This is a genomic window from Paenibacillus azoreducens (assembly GCF_021654775.1).
In the GTDB taxonomy this organism is placed as follows: domain Bacteria; phylum Bacillota; class Bacilli; order Paenibacillales; family Paenibacillaceae; genus Paenibacillus_AQ; species Paenibacillus_AQ azoreducens.
Window position 1 is genome coordinate 3,177,616 of record NZ_AP025343.1, and the last position, 17,699, is coordinate 3,195,314.

Annotated in this window: 14 protein-coding genes; 11 read left to right on the plus strand and 3 right to left on the minus strand. The window is 47.7% G+C overall.

From position 1 onward, the window contains the following. Positions 1 to 231: 231 nt before the first annotated feature. The 4 genes from L6442_RS13890 (at position 232) to L6442_RS13905 (ending at position 5,053) form a co-directional block, all read left to right on the plus strand. Positions 232 to 396 (plus strand): aspartyl-phosphate phosphatase Spo0E family protein, encoded by a 165-nt coding sequence (locus L6442_RS13890; protein WP_373871790.1) that lies wholly within the window; start codon positions 232 to 234, stop codon positions 394 to 396. Between the two features lie 271 nt (positions 397 to 667). Then, positions 668 to 1,951 (plus strand): helix-turn-helix domain-containing protein, encoded by a 1,284-nt coding sequence (locus L6442_RS13895; protein WP_237100308.1) that lies wholly within the window; start codon positions 668 to 670, stop codon positions 1,949 to 1,951. 281 nt (positions 1,952 to 2,232) lie between these two features. Next, complete coding sequence (locus L6442_RS13900; RefSeq protein ID WP_212977416.1) at positions 2,233 to 2,376, plus strand: hypothetical protein; 144 nt, start codon at positions 2,233 to 2,235, stop codon at positions 2,374 to 2,376. A 340-nt stretch (positions 2,377 to 2,716) separates the two neighbouring features. Further along, positions 2,717 to 5,053, plus strand: a complete 2,337-nt coding sequence (locus tag L6442_RS13905; RefSeq protein ID WP_212977417.1) for a DNA topoisomerase 3 — start codon at positions 2,717 to 2,719, stop codon at positions 5,051 to 5,053. A gap of 119 nt (positions 5,054 to 5,172) precedes the next feature. Here L6442_RS13905 and L6442_RS13910 read toward each other — a convergent pair whose 3' ends face one another. Both L6442_RS13910 and L6442_RS13915 read right to left on the minus strand, forming a co-directional pair. Continuing rightward, complete coding sequence (locus L6442_RS13910; protein WP_212977418.1) at positions 5,173 to 5,940, minus strand: HAD family hydrolase; 768 nt, start codon at positions 5,938 to 5,940, stop codon at positions 5,173 to 5,175. 13 nt (positions 5,941 to 5,953) lie between these two features. Next, positions 5,954 to 6,871: an ArsR/SmtB family transcription factor gene (locus tag L6442_RS13915; protein WP_194233921.1), complete on the minus strand. Its 918-nt coding sequence runs from the start codon at positions 6,869 to 6,871 to the stop codon at positions 5,954 to 5,956. Between the two features lie 119 nt (positions 6,872 to 6,990). Here L6442_RS13915 and L6442_RS13920 point away from each other — a divergent pair, with 119 nt between their 5' ends. The 5 genes from L6442_RS13920 (at position 6,991) to L6442_RS13940 (ending at position 12,654) form a co-directional block, all read left to right on the plus strand. Then, complete coding sequence (locus L6442_RS13920; protein WP_336513160.1) at positions 6,991 to 8,175, plus strand: MFS transporter; 1,185 nt, start codon at positions 6,991 to 6,993, stop codon at positions 8,173 to 8,175. Positions 8,176 to 8,436: 261 nt separating this feature from the next. Continuing rightward, entirely contained in the window at positions 8,437 to 9,162 is a 726-nt protein-coding gene (locus tag L6442_RS13925; RefSeq protein WP_194233922.1) for a phosphonate ABC transporter ATP-binding protein, read from the plus strand. Positions 9,163 to 9,201: 39 nt separating this feature from the next. Beyond that, positions 9,202 to 10,536, plus strand: coding sequence for a hypothetical protein (locus L6442_RS13930; RefSeq protein WP_212977419.1), 1,335 nt, complete (start codon positions 9,202 to 9,204; stop codon positions 10,534 to 10,536). Continuing rightward, positions 10,529 to 11,227 (plus strand): response regulator transcription factor, encoded by a 699-nt coding sequence (locus L6442_RS13935; RefSeq protein WP_194233924.1) that lies wholly within the window; start codon positions 10,529 to 10,531, stop codon positions 11,225 to 11,227. Before L6442_RS13930 ends, L6442_RS13935 begins: the two co-directional genes overlap by 8 nt. Beyond that, positions 11,224 to 12,654, plus strand: coding sequence for a HAMP domain-containing sensor histidine kinase (locus tag L6442_RS13940; protein WP_212977420.1), 1,431 nt, complete (start codon positions 11,224 to 11,226; stop codon positions 12,652 to 12,654). The genes L6442_RS13935 and L6442_RS13940 overlap by 4 nt, the downstream gene beginning before the upstream one ends. A 114-nt stretch (positions 12,655 to 12,768) precedes the next feature. On the opposite strand, the gene L6442_RS13945 is transcribed toward L6442_RS13940, so the two are convergent. Next, positions 12,769 to 13,989 carry a glucose-1-phosphate adenylyltransferase gene (locus L6442_RS13945; protein ID WP_212977421.1) on the minus strand — a complete coding sequence of 407 codons (1,221 nt, stop codon included), beginning with the start codon at positions 13,987 to 13,989 and terminating at the stop codon, positions 12,769 to 12,771. A gap of 196 nt (positions 13,990 to 14,185) precedes the next feature. On the opposite strand from L6442_RS13945, the gene glgB reads away from it, so the two are divergent. After that, positions 14,186 to 16,225 carry a 1,4-alpha-glucan branching protein GlgB gene (gene glgB / locus L6442_RS13950; RefSeq protein ID WP_237100309.1) on the plus strand — a complete coding sequence of 680 codons (2,040 nt, stop codon included), beginning with the start codon at positions 14,186 to 14,188 and terminating at the stop codon, positions 16,223 to 16,225. A gap of 15 nt (positions 16,226 to 16,240) precedes the next feature. Beyond that, on the plus strand, positions 16,241 to 17,677 hold the full coding sequence (glgA, locus tag L6442_RS13955; RefSeq protein WP_212977422.1) for a glycogen synthase GlgA: 1,437 nt from the start codon (positions 16,241 to 16,243) through the stop codon (positions 17,675 to 17,677). Positions 17,678 to 17,699: the final 22 nt, after the last annotated feature.

The following is a 17,699-nucleotide window of genomic DNA, read 5'->3' on the forward strand; positions in this document are numbered from 1 at the left end:
AAAATAATTTTCAATGCCTTTTTCAGTTCTGCTATTATAGCCACAATGACGGCTACACTGTTAACTGGCGGATCTGGAAGCGTGCATCCTTGGTAGTATCAGGAGCATCTTTAAAGGGTGCTTCTCTCATTTTATGACAAAATGTTGCTTTAAAACCACATTATCATTTATTGTGAAACGTACATTATACTCAGAAGAGATCAGTTGTACGTGAGGTGAACAATCATTGATATGACTATAGAGGAAAAAATAAATGAATTAAGAAAACAGTTAGTTGAGACGATGGGAATGAAATGGAAGTTTACAGATGAGGAAGTTGTACGGATCAGTCAACAGCTAGATGCATACATAGTAGAGATACAGTCGCGTCGAGATGAAAAAGGAAAGACAAACTGAAAATAAAGTTGAAGATTATACTCAGTACAACGACTGCCGTTCTTCGCACGAGAGTTAAGCAAGCAGGCGCCGGTTCAGAACCGACGCCTGTTTGATGTTTATTCGGTCCTTTTTTGGTATGACGGTTGAGCGTTTGATTCGGTTGAAAGATATATGTCAACATCCCATATGTCCACAAATATGCGATACTATTCTACTTATGTTATTAATTTACATTAATTTAACCGCATGGTAAAATATAGTTTATTGATCTATTCAGTAGGAGGGATGGATGTTGGAAGCAATGTTCATCAGAACAATCGGGGAACTCATACACGACACAAGAAGTGCATTACACATGACGCTCACACGGTTGTCGGAGCTTTCAGGCATTCACAAAGGAACCATCTCAAGGATTGAGAATGGGAATGTCAAGCGCCCTGAGTTTCAGACGGTGCTCCCATTGGCAACAGTATTACATATCCCTTTTGAAACACTGATAGATTATTATGTTGAGGTTGAAACCAGATCAGATCATTTGAGAAGCATGTATGAAACTGCACTTACACAGGGGAGCAGTATTGAGCAAATTCGGAAAGTCGCCGCAAAATATCTTGAGTCTAACGAAGATAGCTTTGAACTAACTGGAAAACTTTTTGATTCCATTGAATCTATAAAAGATACCTCCATCAAATGTTCCTTATATGACCTCATCATTGACTACTCGCGCTCGCATGGAATTATGCCTTTCATCGCCAGAGGAATGCATCGAAAGTATCTGATCGAACGGAACGATTTTAAAAGATTGAAGGAGACATACTACAGTGGAAAGCATGTTCTTCATTACACCGATTTTTTGCCGCAAGAGGAACAAATTGAATTGTATTATAAACTTGGAGTGCATGCTTATAACTTGAGGTTCTATCATGAAAGCATTGAACACTGTAAAAGAATCATTGCGGAAGATGGTGGTTCAAGTCCCTATAGAGTATATGCATTTTGGGTTCTTAGAGATGCGCATTTTGCTCTCGGTAAATATGAAGAATCAGAACTTTATTCCTTACAATATAAGCAATTAAATTATCCTGACTCCCAAGAACATGTTGGTTTTATGGAAGCTTTGTACAATGCCAAAAAGGGCAATGCCCAAAAAGCTACCGAACAACTCCTAACATTTCTTAAGACTTGTAGTGATTTTTTTGTTTTTCCAGCGACAAAACATCTTCTTGAATTGTACTTGTTACAAAGGGATTTTGAAGGAGCTAAAACTTTAATGGAAAACAGCAAAATAAGCCTATCCATTTTAGACAAAGAAAATCCACTTTCTTATTCTGAATTTGCTGATTTTCTTAAACTTCAAGGCGATTATTATTTAGCTATAGGCGATTACGAAAAGAGTGTTAGTTGTATGATGGAAGGTGCTTTGTATTACTCCAAAGTCGGCGATACGAATAATGTACGCAACAGCCAACTTATGATCAAGCTGGTTCAGGAGAATGACAAGCGGATCGACATTGAGGTTGTGAAAAAAATACAGGAAATCTTTGACCAATGGATGGAAGATGAATTGAGGTAACCCAAACGACGCCGTATTTGAAGTGTCCTTTTTTTTGTTAATTCGAGTCCGCGAAATATGTGTGAAGATCGCATCATTGTATCTCTAACGAAACTACAGATCGCTATTGCCTCAAAAACAAGACCAAATCGAATCTAATGAAACTACAGATCGTTATTTGAGATAAAAACAGTCTTAAAGCTACTCATTTGGCTTAATAGCGATGCCCTGTTTCGTTACAATGTTCAGAAGCCTTTTTTGGCGCGAATAGCAATACCATGTTTCGTTAGAGAGGGTTAATAATGAGGTCATCAATAATGGCGGTAACCTACTACTGGACAAGCCCCAATCTTTCATTACGGGTGGTTCAATCCGAAGATATCATTATTTTTGATATGCTGGATGATGAAACGGGGATTATCATGAGGGTATTTGCTTTGGAATGACAAGACAAGAATTCGAATAATATCATGCCGGTTGTTTTGGTTAACGGGAGTTTCTCTATCATCAGGACAGGATGGCTTGCGCAAGGATTGATCAGGCGAATTCATTGAAACAACAGGCGAAATGTGCTATCATATTTGAGGATTCACGGATCAAAATCGAAGATTTTGAAGTAGTCTTAGAATCTATAATTATACACAAGCCATGGTCGGGGGGAGCTTACTTTTCTCGGCCTTTTGCTTTCATAATGGTAAACATGAATGAATGAAGCCCCGAAGCGAATGCTTCGCTCGCCCGGGGTTATTGTCATGGGAAACGTCCAGTTGAGGAGAGACGGAACTGTTGAAAACACTAGTCATTGCTGAAAAACCGGATATGGGGCGAAACATTGCGGCGGTGATCGAACCAAAAGCCAAAAATGCCCGCACCTACATAGAAGGCGAACAATTCATCATCACTTGGGCAATCGGGCATCTGATCGGTTTGGCCGAGCCGGATGCGTACGATGACAAATACAAGAAGTGGAATATCAATGATCTGCCGATTATTCCCGAGCATTTCAAGCTGAAGCCCAATCCGAAAACAAAAGACCAGCTTAAGGTCATTGCGGAACTGGCCAAGCGCAGCGATAAGCTCGTTAATGCTTGTGACGCCGGGCGTGAAGGCCAGCATATTTTTTCGCTGATCCAGCAGCATTTGAAGCTGCGCCAACCGGTTCAACGCCTTTGGATTTCGGATTTGACGCCGGAAACGATCAGGAAGGGTTTTGACGAGCTGAGGGACGGCAGCGAATTCGTCAATCTGTCCAAAGCGGCCCGGGCAAGGAGCGAAGCGGATTGGCTGATCGGGATGAACGGCTCCAGAGCTTTTACGACGAAACATAATGTACTGCTGTCGGTCGGACGCGTGCAGACACCCGTGCTTGCATTGGTGTATGACCGGCAAAAAGAAATCGATGCATTCAGCTCTGCCAAGTTTTATGATGTGGAGGCTTATTTCAAGCAGGGCGATTCCGAATACAAGGGATTGTGGCAGGGAGAAAGAATCCAGGACGAGGAGAAAGCCAAATCGATTGCCGCAAAGGTCCGGGGCAGAGATGGAATCATTCAGAGCTATGAAGTAAAAGACACGAAGGAATATCCCTTTAAGCTGTATGATTTAACGCTGCTGCAGCGCGAAGCCAACGCCAAGTTCGGCTTTTCCGCCAAAAAAACGCTGGATCTTGCCCAGGCTTTATACGAAAAACATAAGGTGATCACCTACCCGCGGACGACTTCCAACTATGTCACTGAACAAAACATTCCGCAAATGCATAAATCGCTGGAACAGCTGCGCGGAACGGATTACGCCAAATGGGCCGGGCAGGCGGACAAGAAGTATGTTCACAAAAATAATAAGTCGGTTTGCAATCCGACTAAGGTCGAGGATCACCATGCCATCCTGCCGACCAATAAAATGGCGCGGAACCTGGCGCCGGACGAAGCCAAAATTTATGATTTGATCGTAAGGCGTTTTTTGTCCCATTTTTATCCGCCGGCCGAATATAAGGTTCATACGATTATGACGGAGGTCGAAAAGGAAGAATTCAAAACGACGATCAAGCAGCTGCTGTCCGAAGGCTGGAAGGTCATCTATGCGGATCAGAAAAAAGACGCCAAGAAAAGCCGTTCCAAAAAAAGCAAAGAGGACGAAGACGAAGCGCAAAATGAAGAAGAAGTGACGACTCCGTTCGAACTAAACGCCAAAGAAGGCGTCCATTGCGTTAACAGCGAAGCGAAGGAGAAAGAAACGCAGCCTCCGAAGTCATACACGGAAGGCACCCTGCTGAAAGCGATGGAAAGTGCGGGCAAGCAGATCGAAGACGAGGAATTGCGGGATGCGATGAAGGATTCCGGACTGGGCACGCCGGCAACGCGCGCAGCGATCATCGAGCGGCTTAAACAGGTAGGATATATCGTCATGAAGGGGAAACGGATTGTCATTACGCAAAAAGGGAAGATGGCTGTCGAGGTGATCCGCGGCGCCGGCGTCGATCTGCTGACGTCTCCGGAAATGACCGGGCAATGGGAACGCCGGCTGAACGAAATCGCGAAGGGCACCGCTTCGGATGAAAATTTTATGGCGAATGTGAAAAAGTTTGCGACGATGATTATCGGCAAGGTTAAAGTGCAGCCGCGCGTGGCGAAAGAATCTTTTGAGGAAAAAGAGACCGAAGCCGCCAAGCCGTCCAGAAGCCGAAAAAAAACAACGGCGGGGCAAAAAGAGAACACGGCAAGCGGCACGGCCGCCAGCACCTCAAAAAAGAGCGCAACTAAATCGGCTGCGAAAAAAACGAAGACGCAAACCGGCGGCGAAACGGGACAGACCCTTCCACCGGATCAACTGACATCCAAGACAAAGATGGTCACAGCCGGAATTGCACCATGTCCGAGAACGGGCTGTGAAGGCACGTTAATCATGGGGCGGCGAGGGTACGGCTGCTCACACTACAAAACAGGCTGCACCTTCGTGATTTGGAAGGATCAATTCGGCGTCTCGCTTGAACCGGAAGACATCGCAGCGCTTGCCCAATCCGGAAAAACGGCGAGAAGTTATACGTTGGAAGATGGGGGACAGACCCGGGAGGGATTTTTGGTCCTGCTGGATCCGGAAACGGGTATGATCGGTATCGGGTCCTAGAGAATCGGAATGTTTCCATGCTTAACATGAAAATAGGTAGGAGCGGCGGCAGACTGTGTGGCAGCTGCTTTTTTGCCGGATATTGCGCCAAATGCCTCAAGAAATAAGACAACGGACTCTTAGTGAAGAGTCCGTTGTGTTTGTTGCTTTTTGACCTTGCTATCGATAATCCCGGGAACTTCTTGAATGGAAGTAACAGTATAGAAAGGGTTCTTCGGCTTCTGTTGAAGCTCGACGATATTGAACAGCCATTCGTCGCTTTGTTTGAGATAGATGCTGTTCAGGCCAGCGGTGACGGCAGGGACAACATCGGTCCGCAGTGAATTTCCGATCATCCAGGTGATGGAACGGTCAAAGGAGCCTTGTTGCAAAATTTGCTCCAATGTGGATTCATTTTTATGCTGCGTAATATATATCCGGTCGTCGAAATAATTGCTGAGCTTCATCTGGTCGATTTTACGCTGCTGAATTTCCCGCTCGCCGCCGGTATACAAATAGAGCTTGTGGCCATCCCTTTGCAAGGTTTCCAGCGTCTCCACCATGCCTGGATACGGCTCGACTTCATGTTCGTATACGCTGAGTCCCAGCTTGTTAAGCTGCTGCTCTTCTTCCAAGTGAATCGGGCGGTCCAATTTCCGGCAGAAATAACGGTAAGTTTCGATCAACGAATATGGGAAGCTGCCGCTGCTGAAGCCGGTGCGGCTTACGTTTGCCACATCAATTTCAATCTGCTTCTGCCGGATTTCATCGGTCGAAAACGTCTGTTCGCCAAACCAATGATGCAGCAGTTCAAAAAATTCGCCGAGCACCAAGCCGAAATATTTATTGCAATGGATCAGCGTATCATCCAGATCAAACAAAATATGCTGCTTGAATGTATGGTTCATTCGTGTTCACTCCTTATAGGCGCATATAAGATTCGAGAAACATCTGGAGCTCCGAGGCACCGTCCGATCGGATGCTGTATTTTTCTTTTTCTTCCACCCCAAGATGAATCCGCAGCAGTCCGGCTACCCGCAGAATCATCAGATGATGTTTGAGGAGATCTTCGGATTGGTTCAGATCCCGGACCATTTCCCTCAGGGAATGCGGTTTCTCCGCTACGTACCGAAGCAGGCGCAGCCGCTTGGGATCGGATAATGCATGGGTCATCCGCAGCAGGCAGGTTGGCGGCTCGTCCTCGTCCTCCTCAGGCACGTCTACGGGGTATTGGATCAGCATCATTTTTTTGTAGAAACAATAAGCATTAATCGGACGGTTATGAACGGTAGGGAAGAGAACGATCGTTTGCACCTCAGGAGCGTTTTCGATGACCAATCCGCCCGAGGCATATTCAACAAGACTCATGGGCTCCATTTTCGTAAGCAGAACTTTCTTTTCAATGGCATCCTCTTCGAGCAGCGGGATAATATCCGGCTCCACTTCCTTGAAATAATGCTCATACCAAAGCTCGAGCAGCGGCGTATAAGAATCCCTGATCCTGCTTGCCTCCTCAATCGTGAGATCCGGAAGATAAGGGGCCGCGGCGGAAAGAAGCACTTCTGCGGGTGTTTCCCGCAAGCATTCCAGGAAGCATGGAACGGAATCGCCGTTGCCGCGATGGATCGCCCATGCATACAGAATATCGTAATCGTCTAAAGACCAGGCAGAGCTCTGGGCCAGCGCAGCCGACACTTCCGGAGGGAACTTGCTGTTCACTTCACTGATCCATTCAGGTCCAATATCCAGGTTGCGAACCCATTTCTTAGATGTATATACCATTAAACTGCCAAGCAGTTCATATATGGGCGAAACGTCTACTTTCACTTCATAGTTCATGGAACCGATAACCTCCTATGAAATCAGTGCATCTCCTTCATTATGGCTTGTTGGGTAGGGGGTTGTCCACTATAATGTTCAAGTAGTTTGCCCGGAGAAACCGAAGGAGGAAATATTCATTGTCACAAACCAACAGCATGAATCGCAGTTCGACTTTTCATTATGTCATATTATTGATTGTAATTGTAGTGGCGGGGGTCAGCCAAGGCTTGCTTCTGCCGTTATTATCCATTTTTCTGGAACAAATGGGCGTGTCGTCTTCCATGAACGGTCTTAATGCTGCAGCGCTATATGTCGGCTCCTTTGCGATGACGCTGGTGGCCGAACGAACGCTTGGAATGCTGGGTTTTAAGAAACTCGTCAGCTTCGGGCTGGTGCTTGTTCTGGGATCCGTGCTTTTGTTTCCGCTGGTGCCAAATATCATTTTCTGGTTTATTCTCCGGCTCCTGGTCGGAATCGGGGACAGCGCGGTGCATTACTCTGCACAGCTCTGGGTGCTGCTCGTAACACCCGAAGACAAACGGGGCAGAAATATTTCGATTTACGGCATGTCGTACGGGTTGGGCTTCAGTTTGGGTCCCCTTGGCATACCTCTGCTTAAACTAGGAAACAGTGTCCCGTTCCTGATCCTTGCCGTCATAGTCCTGCTCGCGCTGCTGCTGGTTTTGATCAAGCTGCCGGATCTGAAGCCCGAAAAGATGGATGCGCAGCAGCGCCCGGCCGGGCGGTTCCGCCGCAGCTACGCGCTTGCCTGGTATGCGCTTATACCTGCCCTTCTATACGGTTATATGGAATCGGGAATCAACAGTAATTTCCCTGTGTACGGACTGCGTGTCGGTTTAAGCGAGCAGCAAATCGCGTTTCTCCTTCCTTTTATAGGGGTTGGGGGGCTTGCGCTCCAGCTGCCGCTTGGCATGCTCAGTGACCGATTTGGAAGAAAACGGATCTTGATCATATGCGGCATCCTCGGCGGTTTGGCGTTCGCGCTTGTTCCGGCAGCGGGTACGTCCACAGCGGGAATTTTGATGCTGTTGATGTTAGCCGGCGGCATGATCGGTTCATTTTTCTCTTTGGGTCTGGCGTACGCGGCGGATATTCTCCCTAAACTGCTGCTGCCCGCAGCCAATGTGATCGCTTCCTTCCATTTTAATATCGGCAGCATTGCCGGCCCGAATATCGGCGGAACGCTGATGCAGTACGGCTGGAATGGCGGCATGTTTGTTGTGCTCGGGGCCGGATTTATCGCGTTTGGTTTGCTCGGAACGATCGTGAGAAAAAGACCCAAGTCTGAATCCGTCCTATAGCTGTACTACTGATTAGGAATGCATTATGATAATAATAGTGCGTGTTCAAAAAGGACGGTTTTCAGCACCGAGAAGGTTGGATGAAGTTAGGGACTTCAGGAGCGGAGCGTACTTAGGGTACGTGAGCACCGGAAGGCACGGCTGAATTCAAGGTTCGATGTCGAGCTAGCTTCCTGATACACTTCGTGATCAAAAGTGGACTTTTTGAACTACCTCTAATAGAAAGAGATAGAGAGAACGAGAGACAAGAGGAGAAATGTCATGATCAGAATTCAGCATTTAACCAAGTCCGTCGGAGTAGATAAAATACCTGTCCTTAAGGACGTTTCTCTTGATTTTCAGCGGGGGGAAATGATCGCGTTCGTCGGCGCAAGCGGAAGCGGGAAAAGCATGTTCCTGCGCTGTCTGGCGCTCAAAGAGAAATGGGATAAAGGCACTTTTGTGGTCGATGGAGTGGATGTTTTCAAAGACCCTTTGGCAGGAAAAAGAAAAATAAGACGCGAATGGGCATACTTAGAGCAAAACCCTCAATTGAATTTGAACCGTAAAGCCTTAAAAAACGTCCTGATCGGCCAAGCCGGGCAAACACCCCTGTGGCGCATGGCGACAGGGATGGTCCGTTCCGATGATTATATGGGCGCGATGGACGTCATCGAGCAGATGGGCCTGCTTGATAAGGCGCATATGAAATGCGAAACGCTCAGCGGCGGCGAGCGCCAGCGGATCGCGATTGCACGCGCGCTGGTCCATGGCGCCAAGGTGATCCTGGCGGATGAACCCGTCATCGGGCTGGATCCCAAATCCCAGGAAAGCGTGATGGAGACACTGAAAAAGCTGTGCGAGGAGGAGCGGGTTACTGTGCTCACAGTGCTGCCTCTGGAGCTGGCGGAACGTTATGCAACACGGATTGTGGGGCTCTCGGACGGCGGGTTCGCATTCGACATTTCCGGACGCCGGCTTACGGTTCGTGAAAGAAATATGTTATAAAGCCTGAAAAAGGCTTTGGATAGAAAAGAGTGATAATGTTTGAATAAACGCTACTGGTTTTTTGTTCCCGCATCGATGCTGTTCATGCTGCTGTTAAGCGGATGTTCGTTTATCCAAGACCCGGTGCTGCTCATGGATACGCCGGAGCTTTCCGCCGAAAAGGAATCATTGCGTGCGATCATCGAGGCGAACCGTCCGGAAAATGCCAGTCTGATCCGTTCGAACAGGGAAGAGGATACGAATATTATTCACTTTGTCGACCTGGATGGAGATGGCGTAAATGAGGCGGTTGTTTTTTACGAAACGCCGGATCAGAATATCGGCATTCACGGCATGATTTTCAAAAAAAATCATGATAGCTGGGTGAAGCAAACGACCTTTGACGGCGAAGGGAAGGTTCTTGAATCCCTGTATTTCAAGGACATGACCAATGACGGAAGAATCGATATTGTGGCTGGTTTTTCCGGCGGCAAAGAGGATGAAAATCTGCAAAACGGCCTGATTATCTACACCTTTAACGGGAAAACCGTTGAACGGATCCTGGAGGTTCCTTACACGAATTACGTTATCAGTGACATGAATCAGGATCATATCAATGATTTGACGATCGTCAACCTGAAGCCAAGAGAAAGCAACTTCATTACGACCTACCAGTATAAGGACGGCAGCTTTGTCGAGTTGGATAAGCTTGAAATGAAGCCGTTTATCTACGAATATTACAATGTAGCCGCCGGTACAGTATATCAGGATCAAGCCGGAAACAAGATCGAAGGGATCGTGCTTGACGCGTCTCTGTCCGAGGTGGGTGAATTTTCCAAAACCAGCATCATTGTGATGGACAATGGAAAATTGAAGTCGGTGCAGCCAAAAGACGACCAGACCTTCCGTCCGTACCGGATGTACAGCGAGGATATCAATAATGACGGCGTGATTGAAATCCCGCTGCTCAAAAAGCCGCTGGGATGGGAGAATTTTATAAACGAAGAAGATATCCCATACTTTTACGAGTATTATCAGTGGGATGGCAAAAGCGGCTTGAAGTTCGTCGCGGAAAAATTCCATGATTTCAAAAATAATTTCGATTTCGGGTTCTTCCCGCCGAAGCTGCATAATAAAATCACGGTGGACACCAAGTCGCAGATGAATAAATACTTGCGGTTTGTTATGATCGATACGGGGAAAACCGTCGCAGAAATTAAGTTTTTCACGCAAAGCGAGTGGGAAAAGCAGCATGACGACTGGAATTACCTGTACCGCACGAGCGGGAAAACCATCGGATTCAAAAAGAACTTTGATTATGATATCTCGAACAATAAAAATAAATCCAAGGATGAAGTACCTCCAATAGAAAGGAAGGACAAGTTAAGTGAGTAAAGTTTTAATTTTGGAAGACGAAGATTCCATCCGCAGTTTTACCGTCATCAATCTGAAACGCAATGGTTTTGAAGTGCTTGAAGCTTCGAACGGCAATGAAGCGCTTGAGATCCTCCTTCATACGCCGGATATCGATATTGCACTGCTCGACGTTATGGTGCCTGGAATTGACGGCTTTGAGGTATGCCGCCGCATCCGCGAGACGAACCAGCGCCTCGGGATCATTTTCTTGACTGCTAAAGTACAGGAACAGGATAAGGTTTACGCGCTTTCGGTGGGGGCAGACGATCATGTCAGCAAGCCGTTTAGTCCGACCGAGTTGATCGCGCGGATTCAATCGCTTTTACGCCGGGTGAACATTCACCGCGAAACTTCGGCGAAAGTAAGTTTTCAGTCCGGACCGTTTACGCTGGATTTGATCTCCAAGCAGTTCAAGAAAAACGGACTTGGCATCGAGCTTACGCCAACGGAGTTTTCGCTGGTGCAATTTTTCCTCGAAAAAGAAAATACCCCGCTCAGCCGCGATGTTCTGCTGGATCACGTATGGGGCAAGGATTATATGGGAGATCCGAAGATCGTCGACGTGAATATCCGCCGTCTTCGCCAGAAGATAGAGGATAACCCTTCCGAGCCCGAGTTTCTTCAGACCGTTTGGGGTCACGGGTATAAATGGAAGGGTCAGGGACAATGATCAAGAAAGGCATTCGCCGGCAGATCGTCATGCACTACTTTATCGTCGTGTTTTTGACTTTGCTGCTGGCTGAAGTCATTTTTTTGCTGGCAATACGAAGCTATTATTATGAAAGTATATACAGTCATATCACGCAGCATATCCGGATCATGGAGGGTTACCAGAAGTTTATTACAGCCTCCGACAATCGCAGGAACGATCTTGGCAAATTGCTGACGAACTATGAATTGAAATATACCGAACTGCAAATTCTGAATGTGCAAGGGGATGTGTTGATCACCTCATCGGAATTCCAGCCCGATATATCCATCAAAACGAGCGACATCTCCCAAGCGCAATCAGGCAACATCGGCCGTTGGGTCGGACGTCAGCCGAACACAGGCCAAGATGTCATGGCTGTCTCCAAGATGATGCAGACAAACGGACAGGATTCGTATATTGTCCGATACGTCACTTCGCTTGAGAAAGTGAATGAGAAACTGCTGAACGTGACGCTGGTTGTGACAGCCGTGGCGGCTGCGGTGCTTGCGCTGGTGCTGGCTTTCAGCCTTGGTCTGGCGAACTCGATTGTCAAGCCGCTGAACACGATAACGGCGGCTTCCGCTCAAATGGCTCAAGGCAGGTTTAACGTCAGGATCAAAGGCAATTACAAATACGAAATGGGCGAACTGGCGTCAACACTGAACTATATGGCACAGGAAATTGTACGCAGCAACCAGGTCAAAGATGATTTTATTTCTTCGATTTCCCATGAGCTGCGCACTCCGCTCACCAGTATCAAAGGTTGGAGTGAAACGATTAATTCAGGCGGATACGATCCGGAAGAGACGAAAATCGGGATGGAGATCATCACCAAGGAAACGGAAAGGCTGATCGGCTTGGTAGAGGAAATTTTGGATTTCTCCAAGCTGCAGCAAAACGAGATGAAAGTCGCGTTTGGACGGGTGGATTTGAAGGAATTACTGCAGGAAATTATGCTGAATCTGTGGACCAAAGCAGAGAAGCGTTCCATCGAACTTCGCCTGGATTCGGTTGACAAACCTCTCGTGGAAGGGGACGCCAACCGCCTCAAACAGGTATTTTTGAACCTTGTGGACAATGCGATCAAATTTTCCCATGAGAATTCCGCCATCGATTTGATCGTAACCTTTGAAGGGAATAATGTCATGGTGCAGGTGCATGATACCGGAATTGGCATCAGTGAAGACCATTTGGTCAGAGTCAAAGACCGTTTCTTCCAGGTCGATCCGCTTAATGGCGGCACCGGACTTGGTCTGGCTATTTCGCAGCAGCTTGTAGAGCTGCATCATGGTATTTTGCTGATCCAAAGTGAATTGGGAGTAGGAACTACGATTGTCGTCAGACTGCCGAGATTGCTTGAAGAGCCGGCTGTGCTGCCGGAAGAGGAACAACAGCTCCCTGAATAGGAATAGCCTTAAACGCGTCATTCAATAAAGAGGGCCGACCCAACGAACTTGCCTGGGGTCGGCCTTTTGCTTTTTCTTCGCAGGTTATGATAATTTTCTGTCCGCTGCTGAATATTATGAGGATAAGCCCTCTGCACGAAGGCGGCCGGTTTTTTCGTATACTTCTTGCAGCAAGCGGGAAGGCTGGGTACGGATAGTCGGTTTCGGATAGACGGTTTCTGATGGGGCAATGACCACGATCTCGTCAGCGCTGCCTATGATAAAGGCTCCGTCCTTTATGATTGCGCCCTCGCCGATAATCGCCCGTTCAATGTGTACGTTACGACCGATTCTTACATTCGGCATCACGATGCTGTCTTTGATTTCCGAGAATTTTCCGATTTCAACGCCGCAGAAGACGACGGATTGATGGGCGGTGCCTTCGATAAAGCAGGTCTCGGAGACCAAGCAGTTGGCCATAGAATTTGTCTTGGTTTTATGTGCAGCTAATTTGCTGCGCCAAGGACGCGTATACATAGGCCACTCGCTGTTATGAAGCTTCCATGCCGGATCTGCGGCAAGCAGATCCATATGAGCCTCCCATAAGCTGTTCACTGTGCCGACATCTTTCCAGTAACCGTCGAAACGGTATGCGAACAAGCGGTTTTGTTCAGCAAGCATTTTGGGGATCAGATCTTTGCCGAAATCATGGCTGGATGAATCATTGGCGGCATCTTCCAGCAGATGGCGGCGCAGGTATTCCCATTTGAATAAGTAGATGCCCATTGAAGCCAGATTGCTCTCTGGCTCAGCCGGCTTTTCGGCGAATTCGGAAATCCGGTGCCGTTCATCCACGCTCATGACACCAAACCGGCTCGCTTCTTCCCACGGAACCTCCATAACGGAGATCGTGGCTTCGGATCCCTGCTGCTTGTGAAATAAAAGCATTTTATTATAGTCCATATGGTAAATATGATCGCCTGAAAGAATAAGCACGTGTTCGGCCTGCTGCCTGTCGATATATTCGATGTTTTTGTATACCGCATCCGCCGTTCCCGAATATGTCGCTGAGCTTGTGTTGTAAGAAGGCAAGAGAGTGATGCCGCTATTCCCGTTGCATTCCAGACCCCAAGGTTCGCCTTTTCCGATATGTGTATGCAGCGATTCAGCCTCGAACTGCGTGAGGATACCAATGGTATCAATCCCTGAATTGACGCAGTTGCTGAGTGGAAAATCGATGATGCGGTAGCGGCTGCCAAAGGGCACGGCCGGCTTTGCCTGATTGGTTGTCAGAGGTGCAAGCCTGCGGCCTTCGCCTCCGGCAAGCAACATGGCGATGCATTCTTTCTTATTCATGTTGATTGTTTCACTCCCCTAAATTTGTCAAGGTTAGTACTACATAAACGGGGCTGCCGCCCATCTGAAACGATTATATTGAAAAAAACCAAGAAAATTACCAGATTATTTTTCAATGATTATTTTCAAGTTAAATTCGCTTGCAATGGGTTCATGGTTTTTAGGCCGACTATATTTTGTGAAGCAGGTGATCTCAATGGCAAAATCAAAGTCAAAAGCTATGCCCGGACTGCCGGCTACAGACGTAGACATTTATTTATTTCATGAAGGAACCTCCTGCCACAGTTACAGAATTTTAGGCGCCCATCCTGCTGTGGAAGAAGGCGTGGAAGGCGTCCGGTTCAGCGTTTGGGCTCCGCATGCCCGGCATGTCGGTTTGGCCTCCGATTTTAACGGTTGGAACGGAGCGCAGGATTCACTACATAAGATACCCGATTCGGGCATTTGGACTCGCTTTTTTCCGGGCATAACAGCAGGTACTTTTTACAAATATGATATCGAGGGGCCGCATAGGGAACGTTTTTTGAAAGCCGATCCGTATGCGTTCGAAGCGGAGCTGCGTCCGGCGACGGCATCGGTAGTAGCCGATCTGAACGGGTATAACTGGCAAGACGCCTCCTGGCAGCGAAAGAAAAAAAGCATAACCGTAAAACCGGTTAATATTTACGAAGTCCACCTCGGAACATGGCGGCAAAAGAAAGACGGTTCTTTTTATTCTTACCGGGAGCTTGCCGAACTACTTATCCCATATCTAAAAAAGATGAATTACACTCATGTGGAATTTATGCCGCTCGCCGAGCATCCATATGATTTATCATGGGGTTATCAATGTACGGGGTATTTTGCCGTTACCAGCCGCTTCGGTTCGCCGCGGGATTTTATGTATCTTGTCGATGCTTGCCATCAGGCGGAGATCGGAGTCATTATGGATTGGGTTCCGGCACATTTTACGAAGGATGCGCACGGCCTGCGCATGTTTGACGGGACGCCCTTATTCGAATATGCAGATTCGATCAAGGCGGAAAAACCAGGCTGGGGGACACTAAGCTTTGACTATGGCAAACCAGAGGTATGTTCGTTCCTCATATCAAACGCGATTTTTTGGCTTGAGATGTTCCACATCGACGGTTTGCGAGTAGACGCGGTCACCAGCATGCTCCGTTTGGATTTTGAGAAAACTGAAGGGGAGTATCATTTAAACGAGCAGGGTGGTGTGGAAAATCTGGAGGCAATCGATTTCTTGCGGCAGCTTAATGCCGCAGTGTTCAAATATTTTCCGCATACGCTGATGATGGCTGAGGAATCCAGTGCATGGCCTGGCGTCACAGCGCCTGCTTCAGCAGGCGGGCTTGGTTTTAATTATAAATGGAACATGGGATGGATGAACGATACGCTGGATTATGTCGGCGCCCCTTTTGAGAAAAGACAGTCGAAGCATCATCACCTTACGTTCCCGATCGCGTATGCCTATTCGGAACAGCATGTCCTTCCACTGAGCCATGATGAGGTTGTACATGGGAAGAAATCGCTATTAAGCAAAATGCCTGGCGATTATGCGCAGCAGTTTGCCGGGTTAAGAATTCTGCTCGGATATCAAATGACGCATCCGGGGAAAAAGCTGCTGTTTATGGGCGGCGAATTTGGACAGTTCATTGAATGGCGCGACCAGCATGAGCTGGATTGGCTGCTGCTGGAGTATGAAAGCCATCGCATGCTGCAAATGTATGCGGCTGACCTGAACCGGTTGTATTTGGAAGAAAAGGCGTTATGGGAACTGGATCATAAACAGGAGGGTTATGAGTGGATCACTCCGCATGATTCTGCGCAAAGCGTCATTTCTTACCTCAGAAAAGGGAAAAAGGTAAGCGACACGCTGATCATTATCATTAACTTTCTGCCGTGCGAACGTAAAAATTATCGCATCGGTGTCCCGCGTGCAGGGATTTATGTCCCTTTGTTTCAGAGCGAGGCTGAAAAATACGGCGGACAGGGCGTTTCGGTTCAAGACCCGATCCGTACGGATAAAATACGTTGGCATGAGCAGGATTACAGTTTGGAACTCACGCTGCCGCCCCTTAGTTTCATTGTTTTAAAGCGCAGCCCAGCCGGCGTAAAAAGCGCCCACATAGCGAAACCGGGGCCGCCTAAACAACTTTCAAATGCATCTTCAAGACAAAGCGGTGCAGGCAGCGCCAATGGAAAAAGGAAGACAGCGAAAAGCGAAATTGGCAGATAAAGGAGGATCCGAAGCATGAAGGTATTATTTGCTGCAGCAGAGGCGGTTCCGTTTATAAAAATCGGGGGCCTGGCCGATGTGATCGGCGCATTGCCCAAGGCTTTGCAGGACAGCGGGGCCGAAGTCCGCGTGGTTTTGCCGAAATACCTTGGAATTCCGGAACATTTTCGGGCGCAAATGGAACATGTCGGCGAACTGTATGTTCCGGTAGGCTGGCGAAGCCAATATTGCGGAATCGAAAAGCTGGTGCATGACGATATTACATATTATTTTATAGATAATAAATATTACTTTGGACGAGATGCGGTATACGGTTATATGGATGACGGGGAACGTTTTGCCTTTTTGAACCGGGCGGTACCCCAGCTTTTGCAGGCTGCCGGCTTTCGGCCGGATATCATTCACTGCCATGATTGGCATACGGCGCTGATTCCGGTCCTTCTGGACGCGCATTACAGGCATGACCCCTTTTACCAAAACATTCGGACCGTGTTTACGATCCATAACCTGCTGTATCAAGGCATTTTCCCATACGAAGTGCTTGGGGAACTGCTGGAGCTGGATGACCGGTATTTTACGATGGATGGGTTGGAGTATTACGGAAAAGTCAATTTTTTGAAAGGCGGCGTCGTATATTCAGACCATGTCACAACCGTCAGTCCAACCTATGCAAGGGAAATTCAAACCGCCCATTTCGGTTACGGACTGGAAGGTCTGCTGCATGCGCTGGGACCCAAATTGAGCGGGATCGTAAACGGAATCGACACGAAAAGTTATAACCCGGCTGCGGATCCGCATATCGCTTTCCAGTACGGGGCCAGCATCGCCGCCAAAAGAGAAAATAAAGTGCGCCTGCAGGAAGAACTTCAACTGCCGATATCCCGCGATGTTCCGCTGATTGCGATGGTTACCCGCATGGTCGATTCCAAAGGGCTGGATCTTGTGCTCAGAGTATTGGACGAGATGTTGACCTTTGACGATATGCAGTTTGTCATCCTTGGCACGGGCGACCCCAAATATGAGCAGTGGTTCAGGGAGGCACAGCAGCGCCACCAGCAAAAAATGTCCGCCCAAATCATGTTTGACGATGCGCTGTCCCGCAAAATATATGCAGCCAGCGATATTTTTTTGATGCCGTCGAACTTCGAGCCCTGCGGAATCAGCCAACTGCTTGCGTTAAGATACGGCAGCATCCCCGTTGTCAGGGAAACAGGCGGACTGAACGACACGGTTCATTCGTACAACGAATTTACGGGGGAAGGGAATGGTTTCAGCTTCACGAATATCAATGCCCACGATATGATGCACACGATCCGGCGCGCCGTGTCGTTTTACCATCGGCCCGAGCACTGGAACAGGATCGTGAAAAATGCATTGGACGGGGATTACAGCTGGAATGTTTCAGCGAACGAATATATGGATATTTATCACAGGATTTCAGGCGGAAAATAGTCAAATGAAAGTAAGCAAAAAG